Genomic DNA, 24,759 nt, shown 5'->3' with positions numbered 1-24,759 from the left:
GCCGAGTCTTACTGCGGGTGCTTCACCGTTTCGACTTGTTGCATCGGCGCGGTGTCGACCGGCGGCAGCGGCTTGCGCTCGCGCGGCGCGCGCACCGGCGGCACGACCTGCGCGGCGGCTTGCTGTGCTGCGCGCAGCTTGTCGGCATCGGTGTTCACCCAGACGAGGCCCGCGCCTTCGAGCATCGACTGCAACGCTTGCGGCGACGCTGCGGCCGCGGAGTGCGTGCCGTTGGCGCGTGCTGCTTGCGGCGCGACGGACGCCTGCTCGTGCGCGACGGCGGCAGCCGGGCTCGCAGCGGCGGCGCTCGCCGCTACGGGCGCCGCCGCTGGTTCGGCTGCTGTTTCAGTTTCACGTACCGGTTCAATGGTCGTTCCTGCCGGCTCGGCGGCTTCGAAGGTTGCCGTACGCGGCGCTTCGACTTGCTGCGGCGCGGGCGCATAGGCCGGAGCTGCAGGTTGCGGCGCGGCGGCTTCGACGTGAGCCGGTGCTGTCGCGGCCGGTTGTGACTCCGGCTGCGTTGCCGCTGCACCCGACGGTTCGACCGCGGCCGAAGCCGGAGTGGAAGCCGGGGCAGAAGCGGCTGCAACGGGCGCCGATGCTTCGTCGGCGGTTTGCGGCGCAGCCGACGGTGCGTCGAATGCGGCAGCCGGAGCAGCCTCGGCGTGCGACGGTGCCGGTGCCGGTGCAGGCGCAACGGGCGCCGGAGCAGCCGACGGCTCGGGCTGTGCATGCGTTGCCGCCGGTTCGCTGACGACCGGCGCCGGTTGTGAGGCCACCGGTTCCATGTGCTGAACCGTCGCGGCCTTTTCGGCTGCGAGCGGCGGCGTTTCGTCGGCCGGTTGCAATTCGGTGACGACGTGCGATTGAGTCGCAACGGCCGCTACGACCACTTCCACCGCGGCCTGTGCCGCCTGCTGCGTTTCATGGCGGCCCGCATATTCCGGCGCACGCACCGGCATTTCCGCCGGCACGCTCGCGCTATCGCCTTCCGCTTCCGCGACATCGGCTGCCGTGTTGACGTTGACGCCTTCCTCTTCACGCTCGCGACGGCCGCCACGACGGCCGCGGCGGCGCCGGCGACGCTCTTCGCCGTCGCGCGCGACTTCCTGGTCGACCGGCATGACGCCGTCGGTCAGGTTCGCCTGAGTCTGAAGAGCGGTGTCCGCGGCTTGCGCTTCGGTCTGGCTCAGCGCATCGGCATTTTCCTGCTGTTGACGGCGCCGCTCGCCGCGGTCTGCGCGCTCGCGGCGTTCACCACGCTCCTGGCGCTCGCCGCGCGCACCGGCTTCCGCCGTATCGGCGCGCTCGGCTGCGCGGTCCTGACCGCGTTCCGCGCGCTCGACGCGGTTTTCGCGGCTGTCGCGCTCGCGGCTTTCACGCGGCTCGCGACCTTCACGGCCCTCGCCGCGGTTGTCGCGACCTTCGCGACCCTCGCGACCTTCGCGTCCATCCCGGCCGCCACGCGTCTCGCACGTTTCACGCTCCTCGCGCCGCGGCTGCTGACCCTGACGGCCGCCGGCCGCCGCGCCTTCGCCGCGCGTGACCTTGTCGCGCGTGACCTTGTCGCGCGCCGCGCCGCCACGGCGGTTGCGATCGCCACCGCGTTCGCCGCCGCGTTCACCCGTGCGCTCGCCACGTTCGGCGCGCTCGCCGCGTGCAGGCCGGGCGGTCTTTTCCGCCGGAGCCGGCTGGGCGGCCGGCGCTGTCGGCTGCATGCCGAACAGGCCCTTGAGCCATCCGATAAAGCCGCCCGAAGCCGGCGTGACCGCAACCGGCGCCGGTGTGGCCGCAGCGGTTCGCACCGGTGCGCTCGGCGCCGGCTTCTCGGGCGTGATGCCCTTGACCGCCGCTTCCTGCTTCGGCTTCACTTCTTCGGTGCGCTTGCTGTAACCCGTTTCCGACTCGAGTTCGCGAGCCGCTTCCTCGGCCATCTTCCACGACGCGCGCGGGTCGTCGAGGCGCGCATCGTCGTGACGCAGGCGCTCGAGCTTGTAGTGCGGCGTATCGAGGTGCTTGTTCGGCACGAGCACGACGTTGACCTTGAAGCGCGATTCGATCTTGTTGATTTCCGAGCGCTTTTCGTTGAGCAGGAAGGCCGTCACCTCGACCGGCACCTGGCAGTGGATCGCCGCGGTGTTTTCCTTCATCGCTTCTTCCTGAATGATCCGCAGCACCTGCAGCGCGGACGATTCGGTATCGCGGATATGGCCGGTGCCGTTGCAGCGCGGGCAGGTCACGTGGCTGCCTTCCGAGAGCGCCGGACGCAGCCGCTGGCGCGACAGTTCCATCAGACCGAAGCGCGAAATCTTGCCCATCTGCACGCGCGCGCGGTCGTGCTTCAGCGCGTCTTTGAGGCGTTGCTCGACTTCACGCTGGCTCTTGGCCGACTCCATATCGATGAAGTCGATCACGATCAGGCCGCCCAGATCGCGCAGACGCAGCTGGCGCGCGACTTCGTCGGCGGCTTCGAGGTTCGTGCGCGCCGCGGTTTCCTCGATGTCGGCGCCTTTGGTGGCGCGCGCCGAGTTCACGTCGATCGCGACGAGCGCCTCGGTATGGTCGATCACGATCGCGCCGCCCGAGGGCAGCGGCACCGTGCGCGAATACGCGGTTTCGATCTGATGCTCGATCTGGAAGCGCGAGAAGAGCGGGACGTCGTCGTGGTAGCGCTTGACCTTGCTGACGTTGTCCGGCATCACGATGTCCATGAAGGCGCGCGCCTGGTCATGGATTTCGGTCGTATCGATGAGGATTTCGCCGATATCGGGCTGGAAGTAGTCGCGGATCGCGCGGATCACGAGGCTCGATTCGAGATAGATCAGCATCGGCGTGCCAGGCTGGCCGCTTTGCGAGGCGGCCTCGATCGCGCGCCACAGCTGCATCAGGTAGTTCAGGTCCCACTGCAGTTCTTCGGCGCTGCGGCCGATGCCGGCCGTGCGCGCGATGATGCTCATGCCCTCGGGCAGTTGCAGCTGCGCCATCGTTTCGCGCAGTTCCTGCCGGTCGTCGCCCTCGATGCGGCGCGACACGCCGCCGCCGCGCGGGTTGTTCGGCATCAGCACCAGATAGCGGCCGGCGAGCGAGATAAACGTGGTGAGGGCCGCGCCCTTGTTGCCGCGCTCTTCCTTTTCGACCTGAACGATCAGTTCCTGGCCTTCCTTCAACGCGTCCTGGATGCGCGCGGAGCGCATTTCGACGCCATCGCGGAAGTACTGGCGGGCGACTTCCTTGAACGGCAGGAAGCCGTGGCGGTCTTCGCCGTAGTTGACGAAACAGGCTTCGAGCGACGGCTCGATACGTGTGACGATGCCCTTGTAGATATTGCCTTTGCGCTGTTCGCGGCCGGCGGTTTCGATATCGATGTCGATGAGTTTTTGCCCATCGACGATGGCGACGCGCAATTCTTCCTGCTGCGTCGCATTGAACAGCATGCGTTTCATTGAACGGCTCCAGAGCGGCTTTGCGCGGCCCGGCATCCGACGAACTGCGAGGTGCAACCCGGGTTGCAACCTGTTGCAGCCAGTTGCGGACCCGTCGCCGGATGACAGGCAGCGGCACGCCGCGCCTTATTGTGTTTTCACAAGCACGCTGGAGCAGGAAAAGTGGCGGGAGAATTGCCTTAAGAGGGCGCCGTCCGCAAGAAAGGACGAGGACGACTGCCGCAGGGCACATGCGAACACGGCTTCAAATAACGGCGCGACACGCCAGAGCCCGGCCGACCGTCTGCCTGTGCCTTCATCCATTCCCGCCGACGCGCCAACTGGGCGCTGAACCGGACGGGCGAAGGCTGCGGTCTAACGCATGGGATTCGCTGTGCACCGCGATGTCCCGCTCTAAGCTGTCTCGCCTGATTTTTGACGTCGCCAAGTCCTGCATTTCCTCGCAGGACGCCATGGGCGCTCGCCGTATTTTCGCCACCGGCGCGCCTCGCATCGAAGCGCGCCCGTCAAATTCTTTTTGACCAAAGTTCCGTTACCGTCGGAGCCGTTTCGACCGAACGCGCCTCTGGGCGCTGTCCCTGCCGGGCACGGCTTCCGTGCGTGCAACTTGTTGCATCTCGTTTTGGGGTGAGCAACGCGCCCCTGGCGCAAGTAAAATGTTGGTTTAACACCTGCACCTGTGCAATCCGCCCGCGGTTTGGCTGCGATTCGACTGGGGTCCGACTGCGCTTTAACCGCATTTGAACCTCATTGGGACCGCTTTCGGGCTACCGGCGTCGGTTCCATGGCGCTGGCCGAACCCGCTCCCGCCGCAGACTGCTGGGCAAATTATATTCAGAATGAAAGAGTTAGGCAAAAATTCGCAGAAACCGGTCGCAGGTGATCAGGTGTCGATGATCGAAATCGACGACAGCGCGGCAGGTCAGCGGATCGATAATTTTTTGTTGCGCATCTGTAAAGGTGTGCCAAAGAGCCATATTTATCGCATCCTGCGCAGCGGGGAAGTGCGCGTCAACAAGGGGCGCGTCGATGCGCAATACAGGCTTGCGTACGGCGACCTGGTCCGCGTGCCGCCGATTCGCATTGCGCACGGCGCGGCGCAGGCGGCGCCGCTGCCGCCGCCTTCCGCCCATTTCACGATCCTGTTCGAAGACGACCACCTGCTCGTGATCGACAAGCCGGCCGGCGTCGCCGTGCACGGCGGCAGCGGCGTTGCGTTCGGCGTGATCGAGCAACTGCGCGCGGCGCGGCCGCAGGCGAAGTTCCTCGAACTGGTACACAGGCTCGACCGCGAAACGTCGGGCGTGCTGATGCTCGCGAAAAAGCGCGCGGCGCTCGTCGATCTGCACGAGCAGATTCGCGAGAACCGCGTCGACAAGCGCTATTACGCATGCGCGCACGGCGCATGGGCGAGCGACTGGGGCCGCCGCCGCGCGGTCAAGGAGCCGCTGCACAAATACCTGCTGCCTGACGGCGAGCGTCGCGTGCGCGTGCAGCCGGACGGATTGCCGTCGCATACGGTGTTCAATCTCGTCGATCGCTGGCCCGAATACGTACTTCTCGAAGCGGAGCTGAAAACGGGGCGCACGCATCAGATACGCGTCCATCTGGCTCACCTGGGGTTGCCGATCGTCGGCGACGCGAAGTACGGCGACTTCGCGCTAAACAAGGCGCTCGCGCGTGCGAACGCCGTGCCGGGGCTGAAACGCATGTTTTTGCACGCGTACCGGCTCAAGATCACCCATCCGGCGACCGGCGACACGCTGCAGTTCGAGGCGCTGCTGCCGGACGAATGCCGACGCTTTATTTCACAGCTTGCCGAGCTGAACGGGCAAAATCCCTCCGGTACTTCATCGAGCATTTCTACCCTTATTTCCTCCGATAACGAGACGCACACGCATGGCTCGACAGCAATTTGATCTGATCGTCTTCGACTGGGACGGCACGCTGATGGATTCGACCGCGCATATTGCGCGCAGCATTCAGGCCGCGTGCCGCGATCTGGGGTTGCCGGTGCCGGCGACCGAGGCGGCGAGCTATGTGATCGGCCTCGGCCTGCGCGATGCGCTGCAAATCGCCGCGCCGACGCTGGACCCGGCCGACTATCCGCGGCTTGCGGAGCGCTATCGCTTCCATTTCCTCGTGAAAGATCCGACCACCGAGCTCTTTGCCGGCGCGCGTGAATTGCTGGCCGAACTGCGAGAAACCGGTTACCTGCTGGCGATCGCAACCGGCAAGAGCCGCGTCGGTCTGAACCGCGCGCTCGATCAGGTGCGTCTGACGAGCCTGTTCGACGGCACGCGCTGCGCCGACGAAACCTTCTCGAAGCCGCACCCGGCGATGCTGCACGAGTTGACGCGCGAACTCGGGCAGGACCCGGCGCGCACCGTGATGATCGGCGACACGACGCACGATCTGCAAATGGCGGCGAACGCGGGCGTTGCCGGCATCGGCGTCGCTTACGGCGCGCATCCGGCCGACTCGCTATCGGCTTTCGGACCGAAGTACATCGCCGAAAGCATCGGCTCGCTGTCCGACTGGTTGCGCGAGCACGCATGATGAGCGAAAACGCCGCATCGCCCGATCCCGTGCGCGTGTGCGCATCCGACGACCTCGTCGACGGCGGCGCCGGCGTGCGGCGCGACGCGACCTGTGGCGACGGTAACGTCGTTGTATTCTTCGTGCGCTACGATGGCACCGCATACGGCTACCTGAACCGCTGCGCGCATGTGCCGATGGAGCTCGACTGGGTCGAAGGTCAGTTCTTCGAATCGTCGGGTTTATACTTGATATGCTCGACGCACGGCGCGATTTACGCGCCCGATACGGGGAAATGCGTCGGCGGTCCATGCCGTGGCGGGCGGTTGCGTCCGGTGCGCGTCGAAGAGCGCGAAACGCCCGAAGGGCGCGCGGTGTTCTGGCTACCGGATGACGAGCTTCGGCCGCTGGGTTCGGGCCGCTGAGTCTGGGCCGCTGCGTCCGATCCGCTGAGCGCCGAACCCGAAGCACCCCGATCATCGCGTTCAATTCCCGTAACAACAATCCAATCGATGCAGGCGGCAACGCATGTCTGACAATCTCACTCCCGATTCTCACGAAGCGGCCAAAGCGGCTGCACAAAAGTCCGCAGCCGGCCACGAGCCCGGCTGGGAACGCGCCGCGCTCGAACGCATCGCGCTCGCCGCGATTGCCGAGCAGCGTGCCGCGCGGCGCTGGCGCATCTTCTTCCGCTTCGTGTTTCTCGCGATTCTCGTCGTGATCGGCTGGGGCGCGTTCGATCTGACGGGCGACCATGTCGCGGCGACGGGCCGTCATACGGCGCTCGTTTCGCTCGACGGCGAGATTTCGTCGGATACCAATGCGAACGCGGACGACATCAACTCTGCGCTCGACGATGCATTCGACGACGCCGGCACCGCCGGTGTGGTCCTGCATTGCAACAGCCCGGGCGGCAGCCCGGTGCAGGCGGGCATTATCTATAGCGAGATCCGGCGGCTGCGCAGCAAGCATCCGTCGATTCCGCTTTATGTCGTGGTCGGCGATATGTGCGCGTCGGGTGGCTACTATGTGGCTGCCGCGGCGGACAGGATCTATGTCGACAAGGCGAGCATCGTCGGCTCGATCGGCGTGCTGATGGACGGCTTCGGCTTTACCGGCCTGATGGACAAGCTCGGCATCCAGCGGCGGCTGCATACGTCCGGCGAAAACAAGGGCTTCTTCGACCCGTTCTCGCCCGACACGCCGAAGATGGACGCACACGCGCAGCAGATGCTCGACCAGATTCATACGCAATTCATCGACGCGGTGCGCCAGGGCCGCGGCAAGCGGCTGCACGAGACGCCGGACATCTTCTCGGGCCTGTTCTGGACCGGCGAGAAGAGCGTCGAACTAGGGCTTGCGGACGGCTTCGGCGACACCGACTATGTCGCGCGCGAAATCATCAAGGCGCCGGATGTGGTCGACTACACGGTAAAGGAAAGCATCACCGACCGCGTGGCGCGCAAGTTCGGTGCGGCGGTCGGCAGCGCGGCGATTCACGCGATGATTGCCGGCGGAAAGCTCAATTTGCGGTAACGCGCGGGCGGTGACGCGCGCGTCGGGCGGCTCGACGTGGCGCGTCGGCGGCGCGAGGTGGCCTAGGTGGCGCGAGGAGGCGTGATACCGGATGGCGTCACGGCTCCCGCTGCCGCCCTCGCGATCTAAACCGCCAGCAGCAGAAAAATCGCCGGCCGCTTGTGCAAGTCGGGCGCCGGCTTCCTCTTCCAGTCACTGACCGCGCGGCTCACGATCGTTTCACTCGCGAGCGTCAGATCGGCCGCGACACAGACAAGCGTCGACGGCGCGCACGATGCGATCAGCGTGTCGAGCAGAGCGCGATTGCGATACGGCGTTTCGATGAAGATTTGCGTCTGTTTCGCCTTGCGCGACTGCTGTTCGAGTTCGCGCAAGCGCTTTGCGCGCTCGCCCGCATCGACGGGCAAATAGCCGTGAAAGGCGAAGCTCTGGCCGTTCAGGCCCGACGCCATCAACGCCAGCAGAATCGAACTCGGGCCGACGAGCGGCACGACCTTGACGCCGCGCTCATGCGCGCGCCGCACGAGCAGCGCGCCCGGATCGGCGACGGCGGGGCAGCCGGCTTCCGATACGAGCCCCGCGTCGGTTCCGGCGAGAATCGGCGCGAGCAGCCGGTCGATTTCACCGGCGGGCGTGTTCACGTTGAGTTCGCGGATCTCGATTTCCTGGATCGGCCGCCCGGTGCCGACCTTCTTCAGGAATGCGCGCGTGGTCTTTGCGTTTTCGCCGATGTAATAGCCAAGTGTCGCGGCGCGCGCGCGAACCGGCGCGGGAAGCACGGCGTCGAGCGCACTCGCGTCGCCGTCGCCGAGCGTGTTCGGGATCAGATACAGCACGCCGGTCATTGCATTCCCCAGAGCGGATAGCCCGCGGCGAGCAGCATGCCCGACAACGCGATCAGCGGCAGGCCGATCAGCGCGGTCGGGTCGTCCGATTCGATGGCCTCGATGAGCGTGATGCCGAGCCCTTCGGCCTTCGCGCTGCCGGCGACGTCGTACGGCGTTTCGGCTCTCAGATACGCGTCGAGCGCAGCGTCGGGAAGCTTCCGGAAGCGCACGCGCGTCACGACATCGATGCGTTGTGCCCGATCCGAGCGGCTGTCGAAGAGACATAGCGCGCTGTGGAACAGCACGTCGCGGCCACGCATTGCCTGCAACTGCGCGAGCGCTTTTTCGTGAGTGCCGGGCTTGCCGATCTGCAGGTCGTCGAATGTGGCGACCTGGTCGGAGCCGATGATGAGCGCTTCGTCGCGGGCGGCGAGGCTTGCCGCGACCGCACGCGCTTTCGCCTCGGCAAGGCGCAGCGCGGTCGCTTGCGGGCTTTCGCCGGCATGCGGTGTCTCGTCGAGGTCCGGCACGGCGACATCGAACGGGATGCGCAGGCGTTCGAGCAACTCGCGGCGGTAGCGCGAACTCGACGCGAGAATCAGGCGGGGCGGGCGTTGGGACGGGCTTTTGAGCGGTTCCGGCATGGTGAAGAACGGGTTATGAAAGGTGGTCCGCGTGCGACGCCGCAAAGCGCGGCTTAAGTGTTTGACTCGAAAAGACAAAACGGATATAGTTTTGGGCTTTTCCGGGCGATGATCCTGCGAAAAGCGCTGCGTGATCTCTGAGTTTCTGCTCCGGGTTTCTCGATTTTTCGCTGAATCCTTCGCGGCGGGAGTTTTGCGGAAGCCTTTTGCGGCAAGGCCTGCGGGGTTTGCTGCCGGGTTTGCTGCACGCCCTGCCAGATGCTCGCAAGCACCTCGCAGCGCAGGTAAAAGGCGAAGCGGGCGGGCGGCGATAGCTCTGGAAAATGAGCTGGAAAATGCAGACAGCAGGGGACGCACATGACGCATTCGACTCAGCACAAAGGTACGCCTGCCACCGTCGATCCACGGCAACTCGACCTGTTCGAGTTTGCGCGCAGTGGGCGGCAAGCGGCCGGTGTCGTGCGCGTTTCGCAACTGCCGCGCATGTTAAACGAAGTTCCGGCGGACGCGCCAGCAGGCGAACGCGATACCGCTTTCACCTGGCAAGCCGAAGGATCGACGCAGCCGGAATTGCAGGACGACGGCACCGAAGGACCGCAGCCGTATTTGCGGCTCGCGATTCACGGGAGCGCGTGGCTCGAATGTCAGCGCTGTCTTGCGCCGTACGAGCAGGCATTCAATGTCGATGCGATTTATCGCATCGTCGGCACTGAAGCGGAAGCCGAAGAGTTTCCGCTCGATGAAGATGAAGTCGATGTGATCGTGGGCTCGCGCCAGTTCGGTCTCGTCGAATTGATCGAAGAAGAACTGTTGTTGTCGCTGCCGCTCGTGCCGAAGCACGAGGTCTGCCCCGAAGTGCACGAGAGTCTGAGCTCGGGCGCGGCCGGTACGGAAGGTAGCGACGAGCACGACGAAGCAGATGAAAAAGGCGGAGCCGAGCCGGAACGGCCGAATCCGTTTGCAGTGTTGCAAGGCCTGAAATCGAAGGGTCCGGCTCAGTCAGATGACGAATCCGACGACGGGCCGGGCAATTCGGGCGGCAAGCACTGAGCAGGTTGCAGGGGTAGCGCGGGGCGGCCAGGAAGTGGGCCGCGAGGTGGGTTGCAAAGTGGGCCGGTTAGCAAGCCTGCCTGTCGCGGTCGTGACATCGCGCTGTGTTAGAATTCGGAAAATTTTCAGGAGTTATCATGGCAGTTCAACAAAACAAGAAGTCGCCGTCGAAGCGTGGCATGCACCGTTCGCACGATTTCCTCAACACGGCGCCGCTCGCAGTCGAGCCGAGCACGGGTGAAGTGCATCTGCGTCACCACGTCAGCCCGAACGGCTACTACCGCGGCAAGAAAGTCGTCAAGACGAAGAACGACTAATCGGCGAGAGCGTGTTGCGCCCGTTCATAGGCGTTGCGCGCGGCGATCGGTCCGTCGCTGCCGGTTGCGCGGCTGTGGTTTGCGCTGCGGCCATTGCAGCGGATTCAACGATCAGGCTGTTTCGTATCGGCTTGACAGACACTCGCCTGACATTTTCCCGGCACATCGAAAAGGCGGCATTCACTTGCCGCTTTTTTGTGTCCGAAATTCGTCGCACTCGATGACTGTAAAACTCACGATCGATTGCATGGGAGGCGACCACGGCCCGTCCGTGACCGTCCCCGCTGCCGTCAACTTCGTTCGCTCGCATCCCGACGCGCAATTGATGCTGGTCGGCATCGAGAGCGCGATCCGCGCGCAACTGAAGAAGCTGAAAGCATTGAACGAGCCGGCGCTGACGGTCGTGCCGGCGAGCGAGATCGTCGCCATGGACGATCCGGTCGAGGTTGCGCTGCGCAAGAAGAAAGACTCGTCGATGCGCGTCGCACTGAACCGGGTGAAGGATGGCGACGCGCAGGCCTGCATTTCCGCCGGCAACACCGGCGCGCTGATGGCGGTCTCCCGCTACGTGCTCAAAACGCTGCCCGGCATCGAGCGCCCGGCGATCGCGTTCGCGCTGCCGAACCCGACCGGCTATACGATGATGCTGGACCTTGGCGCGAACGTCGATTGCGAGCCGCAGCATCTGCTGCAGTTCGCCGAGATGGGCCACGCGCTCGTGTCGGCGCTCGAGGGCAAGGAGCGTCCGACCATCGGTCTGCTGAACATCGGCGAAGAGATGATCAAGGGCAACGAGACGATCAAGCGTGCGGGCGAACTGCTGCGCGCAAGCACGCTGAATTTCCGCGGCAACGTCGAAGGCGACGACATCTACAAGGGAACGACCGATGTGATCGTCTGCGACGGTTTTGTCGGCAACGTTGCGTTGAAGACGTCGGAAGGCCTCGCGCAGATGCTCTCCGACATCATCAAGGAAGAGTTCGGCCGCTCGTGGCTCACGAAGGTGATGGCGGTGCTCGCGCTGCCGGTGCTGCTGCGTTTCAAGAAGCGCGTCGATCATCGGCAATACAACGGCGCGGCGCTGCTCGGCCTGCGCAGTCTCGTGATCAAGAGCCACGGTTCAGCCGACGCATACGCGTTTGAATGGGCCATCAAACGCGGGTATGATGCCGTCAAAAATGGCGTGCTCGACCGTCTGGCGCGCGCGATGGACGAGAACGCGGGTTCCCTCGAACAGGCAACGCAGACGGCGCAAGCCGCGCGCGACGCGAGCAGCACGGCGGCGGCCGCAGCGGGCGGCGCTTCGGCGGATCTGGCCACTTCATCCGGATCGGGTGGTCCCGAGAAGTTGACCCCCGCATCGACCGTCACATCGACCCCCGGGCCGACTCCTGAGCCCAGCGCTGCCGATCCGGCGAATCCGGCCGGTTCATCCGCCGGTGCGGTCGGCTCCGACGGTCCCGCGGGCTCCGCTGCCAGTCCTGCCGCTAGTCCTGCGGTCGATCCTCTCGCAGGCCGCACAGGTCGTGCCGGGCCCTACGCCGCATCATCCTCGAAGGCATAATGGCGCAATCCACTCTTTACTCCCGCGTGCTGGGCACCGGCAGTTATCTGCCGCCGCAACGCGTCTCCAATCAGGAACTGGCCGATCGTCTCGCGAAGCAGGGTGTCGAGACGAGCGACGAATGGATCGTTGCCCGCACGGGCATCCACGCCCGTCATTTCGCCGATCCCGAGGTCACGACGAGCGACCTCGCGCTCTTCGCTTCGCAGCGCGCGATCGAAGCCGCCGATGTCGATCCGCAGTCGATCGACCTCATCATCGTCGCGACCTCGACGCCCGATTTCGTGTTTCCGAGCACCGCTTGCCTGTTGCAGAACAAGCTCGGCATCCGGAACACCGGCGCCGCATTCGACGTGCAGGCCGTGTGCTCGGGTTTCGCCTACGCCGTCGCGACGGCGGACAGCTTTATCCGCAGCGGCCAGCATCGCACCGCGCTCGTCGTCGGTGCCGAGACGTTCTCGCGCATTCTCGATTTCAACGATCGCACCACGTGCGTGCTGTTCGGTGACGGCGCAGGCGCGGTCGTGCTGCAGGCATCGAACGAGCCGGGCGTGCTGTCGAACGCGCTGCACGCGGACGGCAGCTACTCGAGCATCCTTTGCACGCCGGGCAATGTGAACGGCGGTGTGGTGTCAGGCAGCGCATTCCTGCATATGGACGGCCAGGCGGTGTTCAAGCTCGCGGTCGGCGTGCTCGAGAAGGTTGCGGTCGAAGCGCTCGAAAAAGCGAACCTCAAGGCCGAAGAAATCGACTGGCTGATTCCGCATCAGGCCAACATCCGCATCATGCAAAGCACGTGTCGCAAGCTCGGCTTGCCTCAGGAGCGGATGATCGTCACCGTGCACGAGCACGGCAATACGTCGGCTGCATCCATCCCGCTCGCACTCGACGTCGCGGTGCGCGACGGCCGCATCAAGCGCGGGCATAACGTGCTGATCGAAGGCGTCGGCGGCGGTTTTACATGGGGCGCTTCGGTGATCCGTTTCTGACGGCCGGCCAGTTCCTGCCGCGGTTCTTGCGTGACGACGGCCGCGTGCCGCTCACCTATGCAACAGCGGCAACGGCGGCACGGTCGGCAAGGGCGCGATAGCACGCATGCTGCTTGCGGGTACGCAGGAACGCGCGCATGCAAAGGACGGCATCGCGCGCCTCACCGCGCACATCTGAATTCATCGATTTTGAGGGCGATATGAAATTTGCGTTCGTTTTTCCGGGCCAGGGCTCGCAATCGGTCGGCATGCTGAACGCGTTCAGCGATCATCCTGTTGTGCGCGAGACGGTCCAGGAAGCGTCGGATGCACTGAACCAGGACATCGGCAAGCTGATCGCGGAAGGCCCGGCAGACGATCTGAACCTGACGACGAATACGCAGCCCGTCATGCTGACTGCAGCCTATGCAATTTACCGTGCATGGCAGGTGGCCGGTGGCCCCGCGCCGGCTATCGTCGCGGGCCACAGCCTCGGCGAATATACGGCGCTCGTCGCGGCCGGCGCGCTCAAGTTTCGCGACGCGGTGCCGCTCGTGCGTTTTCGCGCGCAAGCGATGCAGAGCGCGGTGCCGGTCGGTGTCGGCGGCATGGCCGCGATTCTCGGCCTCGACGACGATACGGTGCGCGCCGCATGCAGCGAGGCATCGTCCGAAGGCTCGGTCGAGGCCGTCAACTTCAATGCGCCCGCGCAGGTCGTGATCGCGGGCCACAAGGCCGCGGTGGAAAAAGCGTGCGAAATCGCCAAGGCGAAGGGCGCGAAGCGCGCGCTGCCGCTGCCGGTGTCGGCGCCGTTCCACTCGTCGCTGCTCAAGCCCGCTTCCGATCAACTGCGTACCTATCTCGCGAATGTCGAAATCGAGGTGCCGTCGATCTCGGTGATCAACAATGTCGACGTCGCGATCGTCCGCGAGCCGGCTGCGATCAAGGACGCGCTCGTGCGCCAGGCGGCCGGTGCGGTGCGCTGGGTCGAATGCGTGCAGGCGATGGCGAAAGAGGGCGTCACGCAGGTATTCGAATGCGGTCCGGGCAAGGTGCTTGCTGGCCTCACGAAGCGCATCGACGGCAATCTCGGCGGCGCCGCAATCGTCGATCCGGCGTCGCTCGACGAAGCGCTGAAGCTCGCGAACGCGTGACGTGACGCAGGGCAGGCGCGGCACCACACGCACGGTACGAAGCGGCAGCGCCACGGCAAATAGAATGGCGGACCAACGGCCAGCACGATCGATCGCGCACGGCCGCCGCCGCGGATCGGTTTAAACCGCCTGCGAACAGCGGGCAAGCGGAACCTGGCAGAATCACAGCGGAATTCAACGATGGAAAAATCTCTCGACAAGCAGATCGCAGTGGTCACCGGCGCATCGCGCGGCATTGGTCGCGCGATCGCGCTCGAACTCGCGCGTCAGGGCGCAACGGTGCTCGGCACGGCGACCAGCGAGAGCGGCGCGCAAGCGATCACCGAAGCGTTTCGCGAAGCGAATCTGCACGGCCGCGGCGCGGTGCTCGACGTCAACGACGCCGCTGCGGTCGAAGCGCTGATCGACGGCACGGTGAAGGAATTCGGTTCGCTCAACATACTCGTGAATAATGCGGGCATCACGCAGGACCAGCTCGCGATGCGCATGAAAGACGAAGACTGGGACGCCGTGCTCGACACGAATCTGAAGGCCGTGTTCCGTCTTTCGCGCGCGGTGCTGCGCCCGATGATGAAGGCGCGTGGCGGGCGCATCGTCAACATCACGTCGATCGTCGGCGCGTCGGGCAACCCGGGCCAGGCAAACTATGCGGCGGCGAAGGCCGGCGTGGCCGGTATGACGCGCGCGCTGGCCCGCGAGATCGGCAGCCGCGGCATCACGGTGAACTGCGTCGCGCCGGGCTTCATCGACACCGACATGACGCGCGTGCTGCCCGAAGAGCAACAGGCCGCATTGAAGGCGCAGGTGCCGCTGGGGCGCCTGGGCACGCCGGAAGAGATCGCCTACGCGGTCGCGTTCCTCGCATCGCCGCAAGCCGCCTACATCACAGGCGTCGAATTGCACGTAAACGGCGGCATGTATATGTCGTAATCAAATTCGGTTACTATCCGCGCCGCAGCGCAGTTTCGCGCGTGCGCGGACGGAGCCTTGGCAGCAACGTGCGCGCCGTTTTTCCGCGGGGCAAACCTGATAAAATGCGCGCACCTGTATTTATGAACTTTTTTCCCTTGGAGGGGTAATGGACAACATCGAACAACGCGTTAAGAAGATCGTTGCGGAACAACTGGGCGTCGCCGAAGCGGAAATCAAGAACGAAGCCTCGTTCGTCAACGATCTCGGCGCTGATTCGCTCGATACCGTCGAACTCGTGATGGCCCTCGAAGACGAATTCGGCATGGAAATTCCGGATGAAGAAGCCGAGAAGATCACCACGGTGCAGCAAGCGATCGACTACGCTCGCGCCAACGTCAAGGCCTAAGGTCATTCGCGCCAGCGTCGCTGCCTGCATGGTCGTCGCCCGCATGGTCTTCGCATCTGCCGGCGCCGCCCGCATCGTCCGTGTCGGCGCGCCGCCGCACCGTGGCCCGCGCGCCACGCGTGGAACAGGCGGCCGGGCCGCCGCTTCCGGCGTTCATGCCAGACTCATAGCCACAGGGTACACAGGCTCGTTTCCTGTTGCCGCTGTGGCTTTTGCTTTGGGCTGAAACTGCCGCTTTCGCTTTCGTCATTCTATGGAAAAGGGGTTACCGTGAGCCGCCGTCGTGTTGTTGTTACAGGCCTGGGGCTGATTTCGCCTGTTGGCAATAATGTTGCCGATGGGTGGGCCAATCTGGTCGCCGGCAAATCCGGCATCGCCGACATCACGAAGTTCGACACGTCGAATTTCTCTACTCGCTTCGCCGGCGAGGTCAAAGGCTTCAGCGTCGAGGAATACATTCCGGCCAAGGAAGCGCGCCATATGGATACGTTCATCCATTACGGCATCGCGGCCGGCATGCAGGCGATCAAGGATAGCGGCCTCGCGATCGACGAAGCGCTGGCCGAGCGCGTCGGCGTTGTCGTCGGCTCGGGCATCGGCGGCCTGCCGATGATCGAAATCACGCAGACCGAACTGTTGAACCGCGGCCCGCGCCGCATCTCGCCGTTCTTCGTGCCGGCGTCGATCATCAACATGATTTCGGGCCATCTGTCGATCAAGTTCGGCCTGAAGGGCCCGAATCTGTCGATGGTCACGGCGTGCACGACGGGCCTGCATTGCATCGGCGAAGCTTCGCGTCTGATCGAATACGGCGACGCCGACGTGATGATCGCGGGTGGCGCGGAATCGACCGTGTCGCCGCTCGGCATCGGCGGTTTCGCGGCGGCGCGCGCGCTGTCGCAGCGCAATGACGACCCGGCGACGGCGAGCCGTCCGTGGGACAAGGACCGCGACGGTTTCGTGCTCGGCGAAGGCGCGGGCGTGATGGTGCTCGAAGAGTACGAACACGCGAAGGCGCGCGGCGCGAAGATCTACGCCGAAGTGGCGGGCTACGGCATGAGCGGCGACGCGTACCACATGACCGCTCCGCTTGAAGACGGCGACGGCGCACGCCGCTGCATGCTGGCCGCGATGAAGAACGCGCGTATCAACGCAGACGAAGTCGGTTATCTGAATGCGCATGGCACGTCGACCCCGTTGGGCGATCTCGCGGAAACGATCGGCATCAAGCGCGCGTTCGGCGACCACGCGAAGAAAATCGTCGTTAACTCGACGAAGTCGATGACCGGGCACCTGCTCGGCGGCGCGGGCGGCCTCGAGTCCGTGTTCACGGTGCTCGCCTTGCATCATCAGGTGTCGCCGCCGACCATCAACATCTTCAACCAGGATCCCCAATGCGATCTCGACTACTGCGCGAACACCGCTCGGGAGATGAAGATCGATGTCGCGCTGAAGAACTCGTTCGGGTTCGGCGGCACGAACGGGACGCTGGTGTTCAAGCGCGCGTAAGCGGCCTTACCGTTTGACGCAGTCGCATACGCAACCATCGCAGGAATCCCGGGGCGGATCGTCGCAGCGCATCGTGCTGCGACGATCCGCCTTGCTGCATGGTTCGACCGCGGCCTTCATCGCGATTGCGACCGCAGCGGTTTTCACGACGCTGATGCCGCGCGCCGGATGGCCGCATGCCGCAGTGGCGGCGATCGCGATGCTCGCCATGCTATGCCTCGCGTGGGTGCACGATGTGCGCCGCCGCCCTGCGTCGCTTAAAATCGGGCCGGATGGCTTGACTGCGTGGAACCGCGCCGGGCAGCAGATCGCCGAGGGGCGTGTCGCGGGCTTCGCGCAATGGAGCGGCTGGCTGCTGTCCGTTGCGCTGGTAAGCGACAATGGCCGTTCCCGCACGTTGCTGGTCACCGCCGACATGCTTTGCTCCGACCATTTCCGTGAACTGTCGGTACAAGCCCGGCGCGCCGCGCACGGGGCAATGTAACGACTGTTACCGCCGTTACTGCTGTAACGTGACGGGATGAAGGGGACGCTACAATGGTGCCCCCGCGGGCCCCTTGCTAACGGATTTATCAGGTGAGCGAAAAAGAAATTGATCAGGTGCTGGTCGAGCGCGTGCAGAACGGCGACAAGGCCGCGTTCGAGCTTCTGGTCACGAAATACCACCGCAAGATCATCCGGCTGATCTCACGCCTCGTGCGGGATCCGGCCGAGGTCGAGGACGTGGCCCAGGATGCGTTCATCAAGGCGTACCGGGCGCTTCCGCAATTCCGCGGCGAGTCGGCTTTCTATACGTGGTTGTACCGGATTGCCGTGAATACGGCGAAGAACTACCTTGCGACGCAGGGCCGGCGGGCGCCCACGTCCACCGAAGCGGACGCTGAAGAAGCTGAAACTTTCTCGGATGCCGACCAACTAAGGGATATCAACACGCCCGAGTCGATGTTGATGAGCAAGCAGATCGCAGAGACGGTCAATGCTGCGATGGCGGTTTTACCGGAAGAGCTGCGCACCGCCATTACTCTTCGTGAAATTGAGGGATTGAGCTACGAGGAAATCGCCGAAATGATGGGTTGCCCGATTGGCACCGTCAGATCGAGAATTTTCCGTGCTCGCGAAGCCATTGCGGCAAAATTGCGTCCGTTGCTGGACACACCCGAGGGTAAGCGCTGGTAGTCGCGTCGGGGCAGCGGTCCAATATCTGGGTCAGGTGGTGTCACTACGGGGTGTCTGTAAGGATGGGGAGCATCATGGGGTCGGTTTCGTTGCATGTGCAAGCGAATTCGCAGGCCAGTCTGCAAACGGGCTCGCGCGGCGAGCGTCTGTCTGCGTTGATCGACGGTGAATGGCAAGGAGAAGACTCCGATGCGTTCATCGCCGCGCTCGATCATGAGGATCGCGCGGCGTGGTCGAACTACCACCTGATCGGCGACGCATTGCGTTCCGACGATCTCGCGCTGGGCGCAAGCGCCAGTCGCGCGTTCATGAGCGGCTTTGCGGCGCGCTTCGAAAACGAAGCGCATATTGTCGCACCCGCGGCATCGCGCGCGAGCGGCGCCGCGCAGAGCAAGCGGTTCGGTCTGCGTCTCGTGCCCGCGTTCGCGGTGGCAGCGGCGGCGGCTACGCTGACATGGATCGTCGTCCCGCAACTGCAGGGCGTGAATACGGGGCTGCAGAATGCATCGCAGATCGCCTCGCTATCGTCGGGTGACCGGTCGGGCGATCGCGTGCAGCGCGTGGCGATGGCGTCGATGCCGGCCGCAACCGCGCAGCCGGCGGTGCAGGACGCGAACATCATCCGCGACGCGAGTCTCGATCAATATCTCGAGGCCCATCAGCAATTCGCGCAGCAGCCGTCGATGGGCGGCGCGATGCCGCTGATCCGTGCGGCCGTCACGACGACGCAAGGACGTTAGGGTCCACAGGATCGATAGCTCGATGCAGACTTTGCGGTTCAATAAAACGAAAACCTGGGGACGGCTGCCGGCACTTGTGTTCTGTGCAGCCGCGTTGCTTTCGGCGTTATCCGCCTCGCCTCGCGCATTCGCGCAGGACGATTCGTCGGCCCGCCATCAGGCGGCCGAACTGCTCCATCGGATTCATCAGGCTGCGCAGCAGCAGAATTACGAAGGCGCATTCGTCTACCAGCGCGGCGCGTTCGTACAGACTTCGCGCATTTCGCACTATGCGACGCGCAACGACGGCGAATACGAGCAGCTCGAGAGTCTCGACGGCAAGCCGCGCAGAATGCTGCGCCATAACGACGAGCTCTACACGTTCATACCCGAACGGCATCTGTGCGTCGTCGAGCAGCGGCAGAACAAGGATTCATTCCCCGCGTTGCTGTCGGCGAGCAGCGATGACGTGCTGTCGGTCTACGAGCCGAAAATTCTCGGACGCGATCGTGTCGCGGGCCTCGAGGCCGACGTGATCGAGCTCGACCCGAAAGACCAGTATCGTTTCGCGTACAAGCTGTGGGCCGATAAGAAAACTGGCTTGCTGCTGCGCGCACAGACCCTCGATCCAAACGGCGACGTGCTCGAGCAACTGTCGTTTTCGCAAATTCGCATCGGCGTGCCGGTCGACAAAACACCGATCGCCGCGGGCATTCGCAATACAGCCGGATGGACGGTCGTGCACCCGCCGGTTGAGCAGGTCAATATGGAAGCGCAGGGCTGGCAGATCACGCCGAACGTGCCGGGCTTCAGAAAGATCCGAGAGTTGCGGCGCCCGATGGCCGCGCACGATCCGGGCAATCCGCCGATTCCCGTCGATCAAATGGTGTTTTCGGATGGCCTCGCGGCTATTTCCATCTTCGTCGAGCCCGTCGAAAAAAATACCCGGAAGGAAGGCGCGGGCAGCACGGGGGCAACCCATGTGCTCGTCAAGCGCCGCGGGGACTTCTGGATAACCCTGCTTGGCGAAGTGCCCCAGGTCACGTTGCAGCAGTTCGCGTCTGCCATAGAATACAAGGCTCCCAAGTAATCCATCGGTTTACGACGACATGACGAATCTCTCGGTGCGCACATTCCTCGCGGCCGCGTTGCTAGCGGCTTGCCTGCCGTTTCTGCCGCATACGGCGGCGGCGGCTCCCGCGGCAAGCCTTCCCGATTTCACCGACCTCGTCGACAAGGTCGGCCCCGCGGTCGTCAACATCCGGACGACCGCGCACGTGCCGACCAGCAACCGCGGCTTGCCGCCGGGGCTCGATGACGGCGATATGTCTGAATTTTTCCGCCGCTTCTTCGGCATTCCGATGCCGCAGTCGCCGCAGTCCCCTCATGGTGGTGGCGGTGGCGGCGGTGGCGGCAGCGACAATCAGGGCAGTCAAGGCGGGCAGGGCGGTGGAGATTCGCAGCAGCAGGACAACAGCGATTCCGAAACGAACAGCGGCGTCGGCTCCGGCTTCATCCTGTCGTCTGACGGTTACGTGATGACCAATGCGCACGTGATCGACGATGCCGACACGATCTACGTCACGCTGACCGACAAGCGCGAATTCAAGGCGAAACTGATCGGCGTCGACGAGCGCACCGACGTCGCGGTCGTGAAAATCAACGCGACGAATCTGCCGACCGTCACGATCGGCGACTCGAACAAGGTCCGCGTTGGCGAATGGGTGGTCGCGATCGGTTCGCCGTTCGGCCTCGAGAATACGGTGACGGCCGGCATCGTCAGCGCGAAGGGCCGCGATACCGGCGACTACCTGCCGTTTATCCAGACCGACGTCGCGGTGAATCCCGGCAACTCGGGCGGCCCGCTCATCAATATGCAAGGCGAGGTGATCGGCATCAATTCGCAGATCTACAGCCGCACCGGCGGCTTTATGGGCATCTCGTTCGCGATTCCGATCGACGAAGCGATGCGCGTCGCCGATCAGCTGAAGACGTCGGGCAAGGTCGTGCGCGGCCGGATCGCGGTCGCGATCGGCGAAGTCACGAAGGACGTCGCCGATTCGCTTGGCCTGCCGAAGGCGCAAGGCGCGCTCGTGAGCAGCGTCGAACCGGGCGGTCCGGCCGACAAGGCGGGCGTGCAGCCGGGCGACATCATCCTCAAGTTCAACGGCCATCCGGTCGATACCGCGACCGACCTGCCACGCATGGTCGGCGATACGAAGCCGGGCACGAAGACGTCGATCACGATCTGGCGCAAGGGCCAGACGCGCGACCTGTCGGTTACGGTCGCCGAGATGCAGCCCGACAAGACGACACGCGCCGACCAGCGCAAGCCGCCCGCACCGAAACAGCAGGCGTCGAACGCGCTTGGTATCGCCGTCAGCGACATCCCTGCTGATCAGCTCAAGACGCTGAAGCTGCGCAACGGTGTGCAGGTCGACGCGGTCGACGGGCCGGCCGCGCGCGTCGGGCTCGAGAAGGGCGACATCATCCTGCGGATTGGCGACACCGACGTGACGAGCGCGAAGCAGTTCAACGAACTCACCTCGCATCTCGATCCGCAGAAGATGGTCGCGCTGCTCGTGCGTCGCGGCGACAACACGCAGTTCGTGCCGATCCGTCCGCGCACGTCGTCGCCGAAGTGATGCGCTCAGTGATCGCTCAGTGACCCACACAGGCGCCCGTTCATTGGTCCGCGACGCGACCCCGGAAGCGGCCGCTGAGGTCACGCACGCAACCACTGAGGCGAACCCGGCGGCGTCGCGTGCGCCGCTCGTATTCACGCTTTACGGGCGCGCATGGTGTCATCTTTGCGACGACATGCGCGCTGCGCTCGAACCGCTTCTCGTCGAATCCGGCGCGCGTGTCGACGTCGTCGATATCGACGACGATCCCGCGCTAGAAGCACGCTACAACGAAGCCGTGCCGGTATTGATATGCGATGGTGTCGAGTTGTGCCGCTATCATCTCGACGCTGCGCGCGTGCGGGCGGTGCTGGCCGCGCGACTCAATGCGCCGGCTAGCTGATGCATCGCTCGCGCATTATTTTCCCGGCCGCTGGCGCAAACCGCATGCGCGATTTCGCTGCGAATCGTAGCGAATCGTCTATGCGTGACGCGCTGCTGCCGTGCCCCTTCTCTGCAAAACCGCCTGTGATACCCCTTTTCGGCTAAAATAGACAGGTTTTTCAGTCAGTTTACAAGGCGTGCTTCGCGACCCACCGAGCGCGCCTTTTTTGCTTGTTCGGCCTTGAATGGATCATATTCGTAACTTCTCGATCATCGCGCACATCGACCATGGCAAGTCGACGCTTGCCGATCGCATTATCCAGATCTGCGGCGGCCTGTCGGACCGCGAAATGGAATCGCAGGTGCTCGACTCGATGGATCTCGAGCGCGAACGGGGCATCACCATCAAGGCGCAGACCGCGGCGCTCTCGTATAAGGCGCGCGACGGCAAGGTCTACAACCTGAACATGATCGACACGCCGGGCCACGTCGACTTCTCGTACGAAGTCAGCCGCTCGCTGTCCGCGTGCGAAGGCGCGCTGCTCGTCGTCGATGCGAGCCAGGGCGTCGAAGCCCAGACGGTAGCTAACTGCTACACCGCGATCGAACTCGGCGTCGAAGTCGTGCCGGTGCTCAACAAGATCGATCTGCCGGCGGCGAATCCCGAAAACGCGATTGCCGAAATCGAAGACGTGATCGGTATCGACGCGACGGATGCCGCGCATTGCAGCGCGAAGACCGGCCAAGGCGTCGAAGACGTGCTCGAAGCGCTGATCGCGAAAGTGCCTGCGCCGAAGGGCAATGCGGACGCGCCGCTGCAGGCGCTCATCATCGACTCGTGGTTCGATAACTACGTCGGCGTCGTGATGCTCGTGCGCATCGTCAACGGCACGCTGCGCACGAAAGACCGCATCCGCATGATGGCGACGGGCGCCGAGTATCCGGTCGAGCACGTCGGCGTGTTCACGCCGAAGTCGCGCAATCTCGACACGCTATCCGCGGGGCAGGTCGGTTTTATCATCGCGGGCATCAAGGAACTGACGGCGGCGCGCGTCGGCGATACGGTCACCACCGTCAAGAACCCTGCGCCCGAGCCGCTGCCGGGTTTCAAGGAAGTGAAGCCGCAGGTGTTCGCCGGTCTCTATCCGGTCGAAGCGAACCAGTACGACGCGTTGCGCGAATCGCTCGAAAAGCTGAAGCTCAACGACGCGTCGCTGCAATACGAGCCGGAAGTCTCGCAGGCACTCGGTTTCGGGTTCCGTTGCGGCTTCCTTGGCCTCCTGCATATGGAAATCGTGCAGGAGCGGCTCGAACGCGAGTTCGACATGGACCTGATCACCACCGCGCCGACCGTGGTGTACGAGGTTCTGCAGCGCGACGGCACGATCGCGATGGTCGAAAATCCCGCGAAGATGCCGGATCCGTCGAAGATCGAGGAAGTGCGCGAGCCGATCGTCACGGTCAATCTGTACATGCCGCAGGACTATGTCGGGTCGGTCATCACACTGTGCACGCAGAAGCGCGGCAGTCAGATCAACATGCAGTACCACGGCCGGCAAGTGCAACTGACCTATGAAATCCCGATGGCCGAAATCGTGCTCGACTTCTTCGACCGGCTGAAGTCGGTGTCGCGCGGCTATGCGTCGATGGACTACGAGTTCAAGGAGTATCGCGCGTCCGATGTCGTGAAGGTCGACATGCTGATCAACGGCGACAAGGTCGACGCGTTGTCGGTTATCGTGCACCGCGCCCAGAGCCAGTATCGCGGCCGCGAAGTCGCCGCGAAGATGCGCGAAATCATCCCGCGCCAGATGTACGACGTCGCGATCCAGGCGGCGATCGGTGCGCACATCATTGCGCGCGAGAACATCAAGGCGCTGCGCAAGAACGTGCTCGCGAAGTGCTACGGCGGCGACATCACGCGTAAGAAGAAGCTGCTCGAGAAACAGAAGGAAGGCAAGAAACGGATGAAGCAGGTCGGCTCGGTCGAGATTCCGCAGGAGGCGTTCCTCGCGATCCTGCGAGTCGAAGACAAATAAGACGAACAACGGGAACCCCTCGATGAATTTTGCATTGATTCTTTTTGTGCTCGTCGTTTTGACGGGTATCGCATGGGTTGCAGACAAGCTCTTTTTCGTGCCGCGGCGACGGCGCGCGGCGGATGCGGCCGTCGCCGAGTTCGACCGTCAGCAGGAGCGCGTCGGCGAACGCTTCGCCGATGAAAACCCCGCGCAAACGCGCGCAAAACTTCGCGACGAGAAGCTGCGCCAGCCGTGGTGGCTCGAATACACGGCGAGCTTTTTCCCGGTCATTCTGGTGGTGTTCGTCGTGCGCTCGTTTGTTGTCGAGCCGTTCAAGATTCCATCGGGCTCGATGGTGCCGACGCTGCTGGTCGGCGACTTTATCCTCGTGAATAAATTCGATTACGGGCTGCGCCTGCCGATCGTGAACACGAAGATCACGTCGGGCCATCCGCTGCAGCGCGGCGACGTGGTCGTATTCCGCTATCCGAAAGACGAATCGGTCGACTACATCAAGCGCGTGATCGGCTTGCCCGGCGACGTGGTCGCGTATCAGGACAAGAAGCTCACGATCAACGGCAAGCCGGTCCCGGAAACGCCGCTGCCCGATTTTTTCGACGAAGAGCGCATTGGCTATGCGAAGCAGTTCGAAGAGGATCTCGACGGCCGCAAGAACCGCATTCTGAATAATCCGGCGGTGCCGCCGTTCGTCGTCGGCGCGGAAGATTACCCGTTTCGCAGCAACTGCGACTACAACGACCGCGGCGTGATCTGCAAAGTGCCGCCGGGTCACTACTTCATGATGGGCGACAACCGCGACAACAGCGCGGACAGCCGCTACTGGGGCTTCGTGCCGGACGCGAATATCGTGGGCCGTGCGTTCTTCATCTGGATGAACTTCAGCAACCTCAAGCGGATCGGCTCGTTCCAGCAGTGAACCGCTTCTTCCTCGCGGATCGAAGCGGGC

Annotated in this window: 22 protein-coding genes and 1 pseudogene; 20 read left to right on the top strand and 3 right to left on the bottom strand. The window is 64.0% G+C overall.

What is annotated here, in order from left to right:
• Window positions 1-8: 8 nt before the first annotated feature.
• Window positions 9-3,443 carry an Rne/Rng family ribonuclease gene (locus tag BTO02_RS15315; protein WP_075158898.1) on the bottom strand — a complete coding sequence of 1,145 codons (3,435 nt, stop codon included), beginning with the start codon at window positions 3,441-3,443 and terminating at the stop codon, window positions 9-11.
• Window positions 3,444-4,282: 839 nt separating this feature from the next.
• Between BTO02_RS15315 and BTO02_RS15310 the strand changes: the two genes are divergently transcribed.
• The 4 genes from BTO02_RS15310 to BTO02_RS15295 all read left to right on the top strand — a co-directional run bounded on the left by BTO02_RS15310 (window position 4,283) and on the right by BTO02_RS15295 (window position 7,517).
• A complete protein-coding gene (locus tag BTO02_RS15310; RefSeq protein WP_075157753.1) occupies window positions 4,283-5,362 on the top strand; it encodes an RluA family pseudouridine synthase in 1,080 nt (359 codons plus the stop codon).
• Window positions 5,343-6,002 (top strand): HAD-IIIA family hydrolase, encoded by a 660-nt coding sequence (locus BTO02_RS15305; RefSeq protein WP_075157752.1) that lies wholly within the window; start codon window positions 5,343-5,345, stop codon window positions 6,000-6,002. Before BTO02_RS15310 ends, BTO02_RS15305 begins: the two co-directional genes overlap by 20 nt.
• On the top strand, window positions 6,002-6,406 hold the full coding sequence (locus tag BTO02_RS15300; protein WP_075158897.1) for a Rieske (2Fe-2S) protein: 405 nt from the start codon (window positions 6,002-6,004) through the stop codon (window positions 6,404-6,406). Before BTO02_RS15305 ends, BTO02_RS15300 begins: the two co-directional genes overlap by 1 nt.
• 103 nt (window positions 6,407-6,509) lie before the next feature.
• The gene (locus tag BTO02_RS15295) at window positions 6,510-7,517 is read left to right on the top strand and encodes a S49 family peptidase (protein ID WP_075157751.1); all 1,008 of its coding nucleotides are present in this window, start codon (window positions 6,510-6,512) and stop codon (window positions 7,515-7,517) included.
• A 125-nt stretch (window positions 7,518-7,642) separates the two neighbouring features.
• On the opposite strand, the gene BTO02_RS15290 is transcribed toward BTO02_RS15295, so the two are convergent.
• Both BTO02_RS15290 and BTO02_RS15285 read right to left on the bottom strand, forming a co-directional pair.
• Window positions 7,643-8,362, bottom strand: a complete 720-nt coding sequence (locus BTO02_RS15290; protein ID WP_075157750.1) for an SAM-dependent methyltransferase — start codon at window positions 8,360-8,362, stop codon at window positions 7,643-7,645.
• On the bottom strand, window positions 8,359-8,988 hold the full coding sequence (locus BTO02_RS15285; RefSeq protein WP_075157749.1) for a Maf-like protein: 630 nt from the start codon (window positions 8,986-8,988) through the stop codon (window positions 8,359-8,361). The genes BTO02_RS15290 and BTO02_RS15285 overlap by 4 nt, the downstream gene beginning before the upstream one ends.
• 357 nt (window positions 8,989-9,345) lie before the next feature.
• On the opposite strand from BTO02_RS15285, the gene BTO02_RS15280 reads away from it, so the two are divergent.
• The 16 genes and pseudogenes from BTO02_RS15280 (at window position 9,346) to lepB (ending at window position 24,729) form a co-directional block, all read left to right on the top strand.
• Window positions 9,346-10,038 (top strand): YceD family protein, encoded by a 693-nt coding sequence (locus BTO02_RS15280; RefSeq protein WP_075157748.1) that lies wholly within the window; start codon window positions 9,346-9,348, stop codon window positions 10,036-10,038.
• A 137-nt stretch (window positions 10,039-10,175) separates the two neighbouring features.
• On the top strand, window positions 10,176-10,355 hold the full coding sequence (gene rpmF / locus BTO02_RS15275) for a 50S ribosomal protein L32 (RefSeq protein ID WP_075157747.1): 180 nt from the start codon (window positions 10,176-10,178) through the stop codon (window positions 10,353-10,355).
• A 220-nt stretch (window positions 10,356-10,575) separates the two neighbouring features.
• Window positions 10,576-11,587 (top strand): annotated as a pseudogene (gene plsX, locus BTO02_RS15270) (phosphate acyltransferase PlsX); the annotation flags it as partial.
• 331 nt (window positions 11,588-11,918) lie between these two features.
• On the top strand, window positions 11,919-12,908 hold the full coding sequence (locus BTO02_RS15265; protein WP_075157746.1) for a beta-ketoacyl-ACP synthase III: 990 nt from the start codon (window positions 11,919-11,921) through the stop codon (window positions 12,906-12,908).
• A 200-nt stretch (window positions 12,909-13,108) separates the two neighbouring features.
• Window positions 13,109-14,041: an ACP S-malonyltransferase gene (gene fabD / locus BTO02_RS15260; RefSeq protein ID WP_075157745.1), complete on the top strand. Its 933-nt coding sequence runs from the start codon at window positions 13,109-13,111 to the stop codon at window positions 14,039-14,041.
• A gap of 180 nt (window positions 14,042-14,221) precedes the next feature.
• On the top strand, window positions 14,222-14,971 hold the full coding sequence (gene fabG, locus BTO02_RS15255) for a 3-oxoacyl-ACP reductase FabG (protein ID WP_075157744.1): 750 nt from the start codon (window positions 14,222-14,224) through the stop codon (window positions 14,969-14,971).
• Between the two features lie 148 nt (window positions 14,972-15,119).
• Window positions 15,120-15,359 carry an acyl carrier protein gene (acpP, locus tag BTO02_RS15250; protein ID WP_004197638.1) on the top strand — a complete coding sequence of 80 codons (240 nt, stop codon included), beginning with the start codon at window positions 15,120-15,122 and terminating at the stop codon, window positions 15,357-15,359.
• A gap of 270 nt (window positions 15,360-15,629) precedes the next feature.
• A complete protein-coding gene (gene fabF, locus BTO02_RS15245) occupies window positions 15,630-16,868 on the top strand; it encodes a beta-ketoacyl-ACP synthase II (RefSeq protein WP_075157743.1) in 1,239 nt (412 codons plus the stop codon).
• 73 nt (window positions 16,869-16,941) lie between these two features.
• Window positions 16,942-17,352, top strand: a complete 411-nt coding sequence (locus BTO02_RS15240) for a protein YgfX (protein ID WP_232243369.1) — start codon at window positions 16,942-16,944, stop codon at window positions 17,350-17,352.
• Between the two features lie 92 nt (window positions 17,353-17,444).
• Complete coding sequence (gene rpoE / locus BTO02_RS15235) at window positions 17,445-18,044, top strand: RNA polymerase sigma factor RpoE (protein WP_075157742.1); 600 nt, start codon at window positions 17,445-17,447, stop codon at window positions 18,042-18,044.
• Between the two features lie 74 nt (window positions 18,045-18,118).
• Window positions 18,119-18,784: a sigma-E factor negative regulatory protein gene (locus BTO02_RS15230; protein WP_075157741.1), complete on the top strand. Its 666-nt coding sequence runs from the start codon at window positions 18,119-18,121 to the stop codon at window positions 18,782-18,784.
• Between the two features lie 22 nt (window positions 18,785-18,806).
• Window positions 18,807-19,853, top strand: coding sequence for a MucB/RseB C-terminal domain-containing protein (locus tag BTO02_RS15225; RefSeq protein ID WP_075157740.1), 1,047 nt, complete (start codon window positions 18,807-18,809; stop codon window positions 19,851-19,853).
• A 19-nt stretch (window positions 19,854-19,872) separates the two neighbouring features.
• Complete coding sequence (locus BTO02_RS15220) at window positions 19,873-21,408, top strand: DegQ family serine endoprotease (RefSeq protein WP_075157739.1); 1,536 nt, start codon at window positions 19,873-19,875, stop codon at window positions 21,406-21,408.
• Window positions 21,409-21,451: 43 nt separating this feature from the next.
• Entirely contained in the window at window positions 21,452-21,790 is a 339-nt protein-coding gene (locus BTO02_RS35135) for a glutaredoxin family protein (RefSeq protein ID WP_232243368.1), read from the top strand.
• 226 nt (window positions 21,791-22,016) lie between these two features.
• On the top strand, window positions 22,017-23,810 hold the full coding sequence (lepA, locus tag BTO02_RS15210; protein ID WP_075157738.1) for a translation elongation factor 4: 1,794 nt from the start codon (window positions 22,017-22,019) through the stop codon (window positions 23,808-23,810).
• A gap of 22 nt (window positions 23,811-23,832) precedes the next feature.
• A complete protein-coding gene (gene lepB / locus BTO02_RS15205; protein WP_075157737.1) occupies window positions 23,833-24,729 on the top strand; it encodes a signal peptidase I in 897 nt (298 codons plus the stop codon).
• The last annotated feature ends 30 nt before the right edge of the window (window positions 24,730-24,759 follow it).

It is taken from the genome of Paraburkholderia sp. SOS3, from assembly GCF_001922345.1.
Classification (GTDB): domain Bacteria; phylum Pseudomonadota; class Gammaproteobacteria; order Burkholderiales; family Burkholderiaceae; genus Paraburkholderia.
Note: the sequence above shows the minus strand (reverse complement) of the source record. Positions and strands in the feature narration are given on the sequence as shown.

Coding starts and splice junctions, on each gene's coding strand:
- BTO02_RS15315 (WP_075158898.1), bottom strand. CDS start 3,443: ATGAAACGCATGCTGTTCAATGCGACGCAGCAGGAAGAATTGCGCGTC.
- BTO02_RS15310 (WP_075157753.1), top strand. CDS start 4,283: ATGAAAGAGTTAGGCAAAAATTCGCAGAAACCGGTCGCAGGTGATCAG.
- BTO02_RS15305 (WP_075157752.1), top strand. CDS start 5,343: ATGGCTCGACAGCAATTTGATCTGATCGTCTTCGACTGGGACGGCACG.
- BTO02_RS15300 (WP_075158897.1), top strand. CDS start 6,002: ATGAGCGAAAACGCCGCATCGCCCGATCCCGTGCGCGTGTGCGCATCC.
- BTO02_RS15295 (WP_075157751.1), top strand. CDS start 6,510: ATGTCTGACAATCTCACTCCCGATTCTCACGAAGCGGCCAAAGCGGCT.
- BTO02_RS15290 (WP_075157750.1), bottom strand. CDS start 8,362: ATGACCGGCGTGCTGTATCTGATCCCGAACACGCTCGGCGACGGCGAC.
- BTO02_RS15285 (WP_075157749.1), bottom strand. CDS start 8,988: ATGCCGGAACCGCTCAAAAGCCCGTCCCAACGCCCGCCCCGCCTGATT.
- BTO02_RS15280 (WP_075157748.1), top strand. CDS start 9,346: ATGACGCATTCGACTCAGCACAAAGGTACGCCTGCCACCGTCGATCCA.
- rpmF (WP_075157747.1), top strand. CDS start 10,176: ATGGCAGTTCAACAAAACAAGAAGTCGCCGTCGAAGCGTGGCATGCAC.
- BTO02_RS15265 (WP_075157746.1), top strand. CDS start 11,919: ATGGCGCAATCCACTCTTTACTCCCGCGTGCTGGGCACCGGCAGTTAT.
- fabD (WP_075157745.1), top strand. CDS start 13,109: ATGAAATTTGCGTTCGTTTTTCCGGGCCAGGGCTCGCAATCGGTCGGC.
- fabG (WP_075157744.1), top strand. CDS start 14,222: ATGGAAAAATCTCTCGACAAGCAGATCGCAGTGGTCACCGGCGCATCG.
- acpP (WP_004197638.1), top strand. CDS start 15,120: ATGGACAACATCGAACAACGCGTTAAGAAGATCGTTGCGGAACAACTG.
- BTO02_RS15230 (WP_075157741.1), top strand. CDS start 18,119: ATGGGGTCGGTTTCGTTGCATGTGCAAGCGAATTCGCAGGCCAGTCTG.
- BTO02_RS15225 (WP_075157740.1), top strand. CDS start 18,807: ATGCAGACTTTGCGGTTCAATAAAACGAAAACCTGGGGACGGCTGCCG.
- BTO02_RS15220 (WP_075157739.1), top strand. CDS start 19,873: ATGACGAATCTCTCGGTGCGCACATTCCTCGCGGCCGCGTTGCTAGCG.
- lepA (WP_075157738.1), top strand. CDS start 22,017: ATGGATCATATTCGTAACTTCTCGATCATCGCGCACATCGACCATGGC.
- lepB (WP_075157737.1), top strand. CDS start 23,833: ATGAATTTTGCATTGATTCTTTTTGTGCTCGTCGTTTTGACGGGTATC.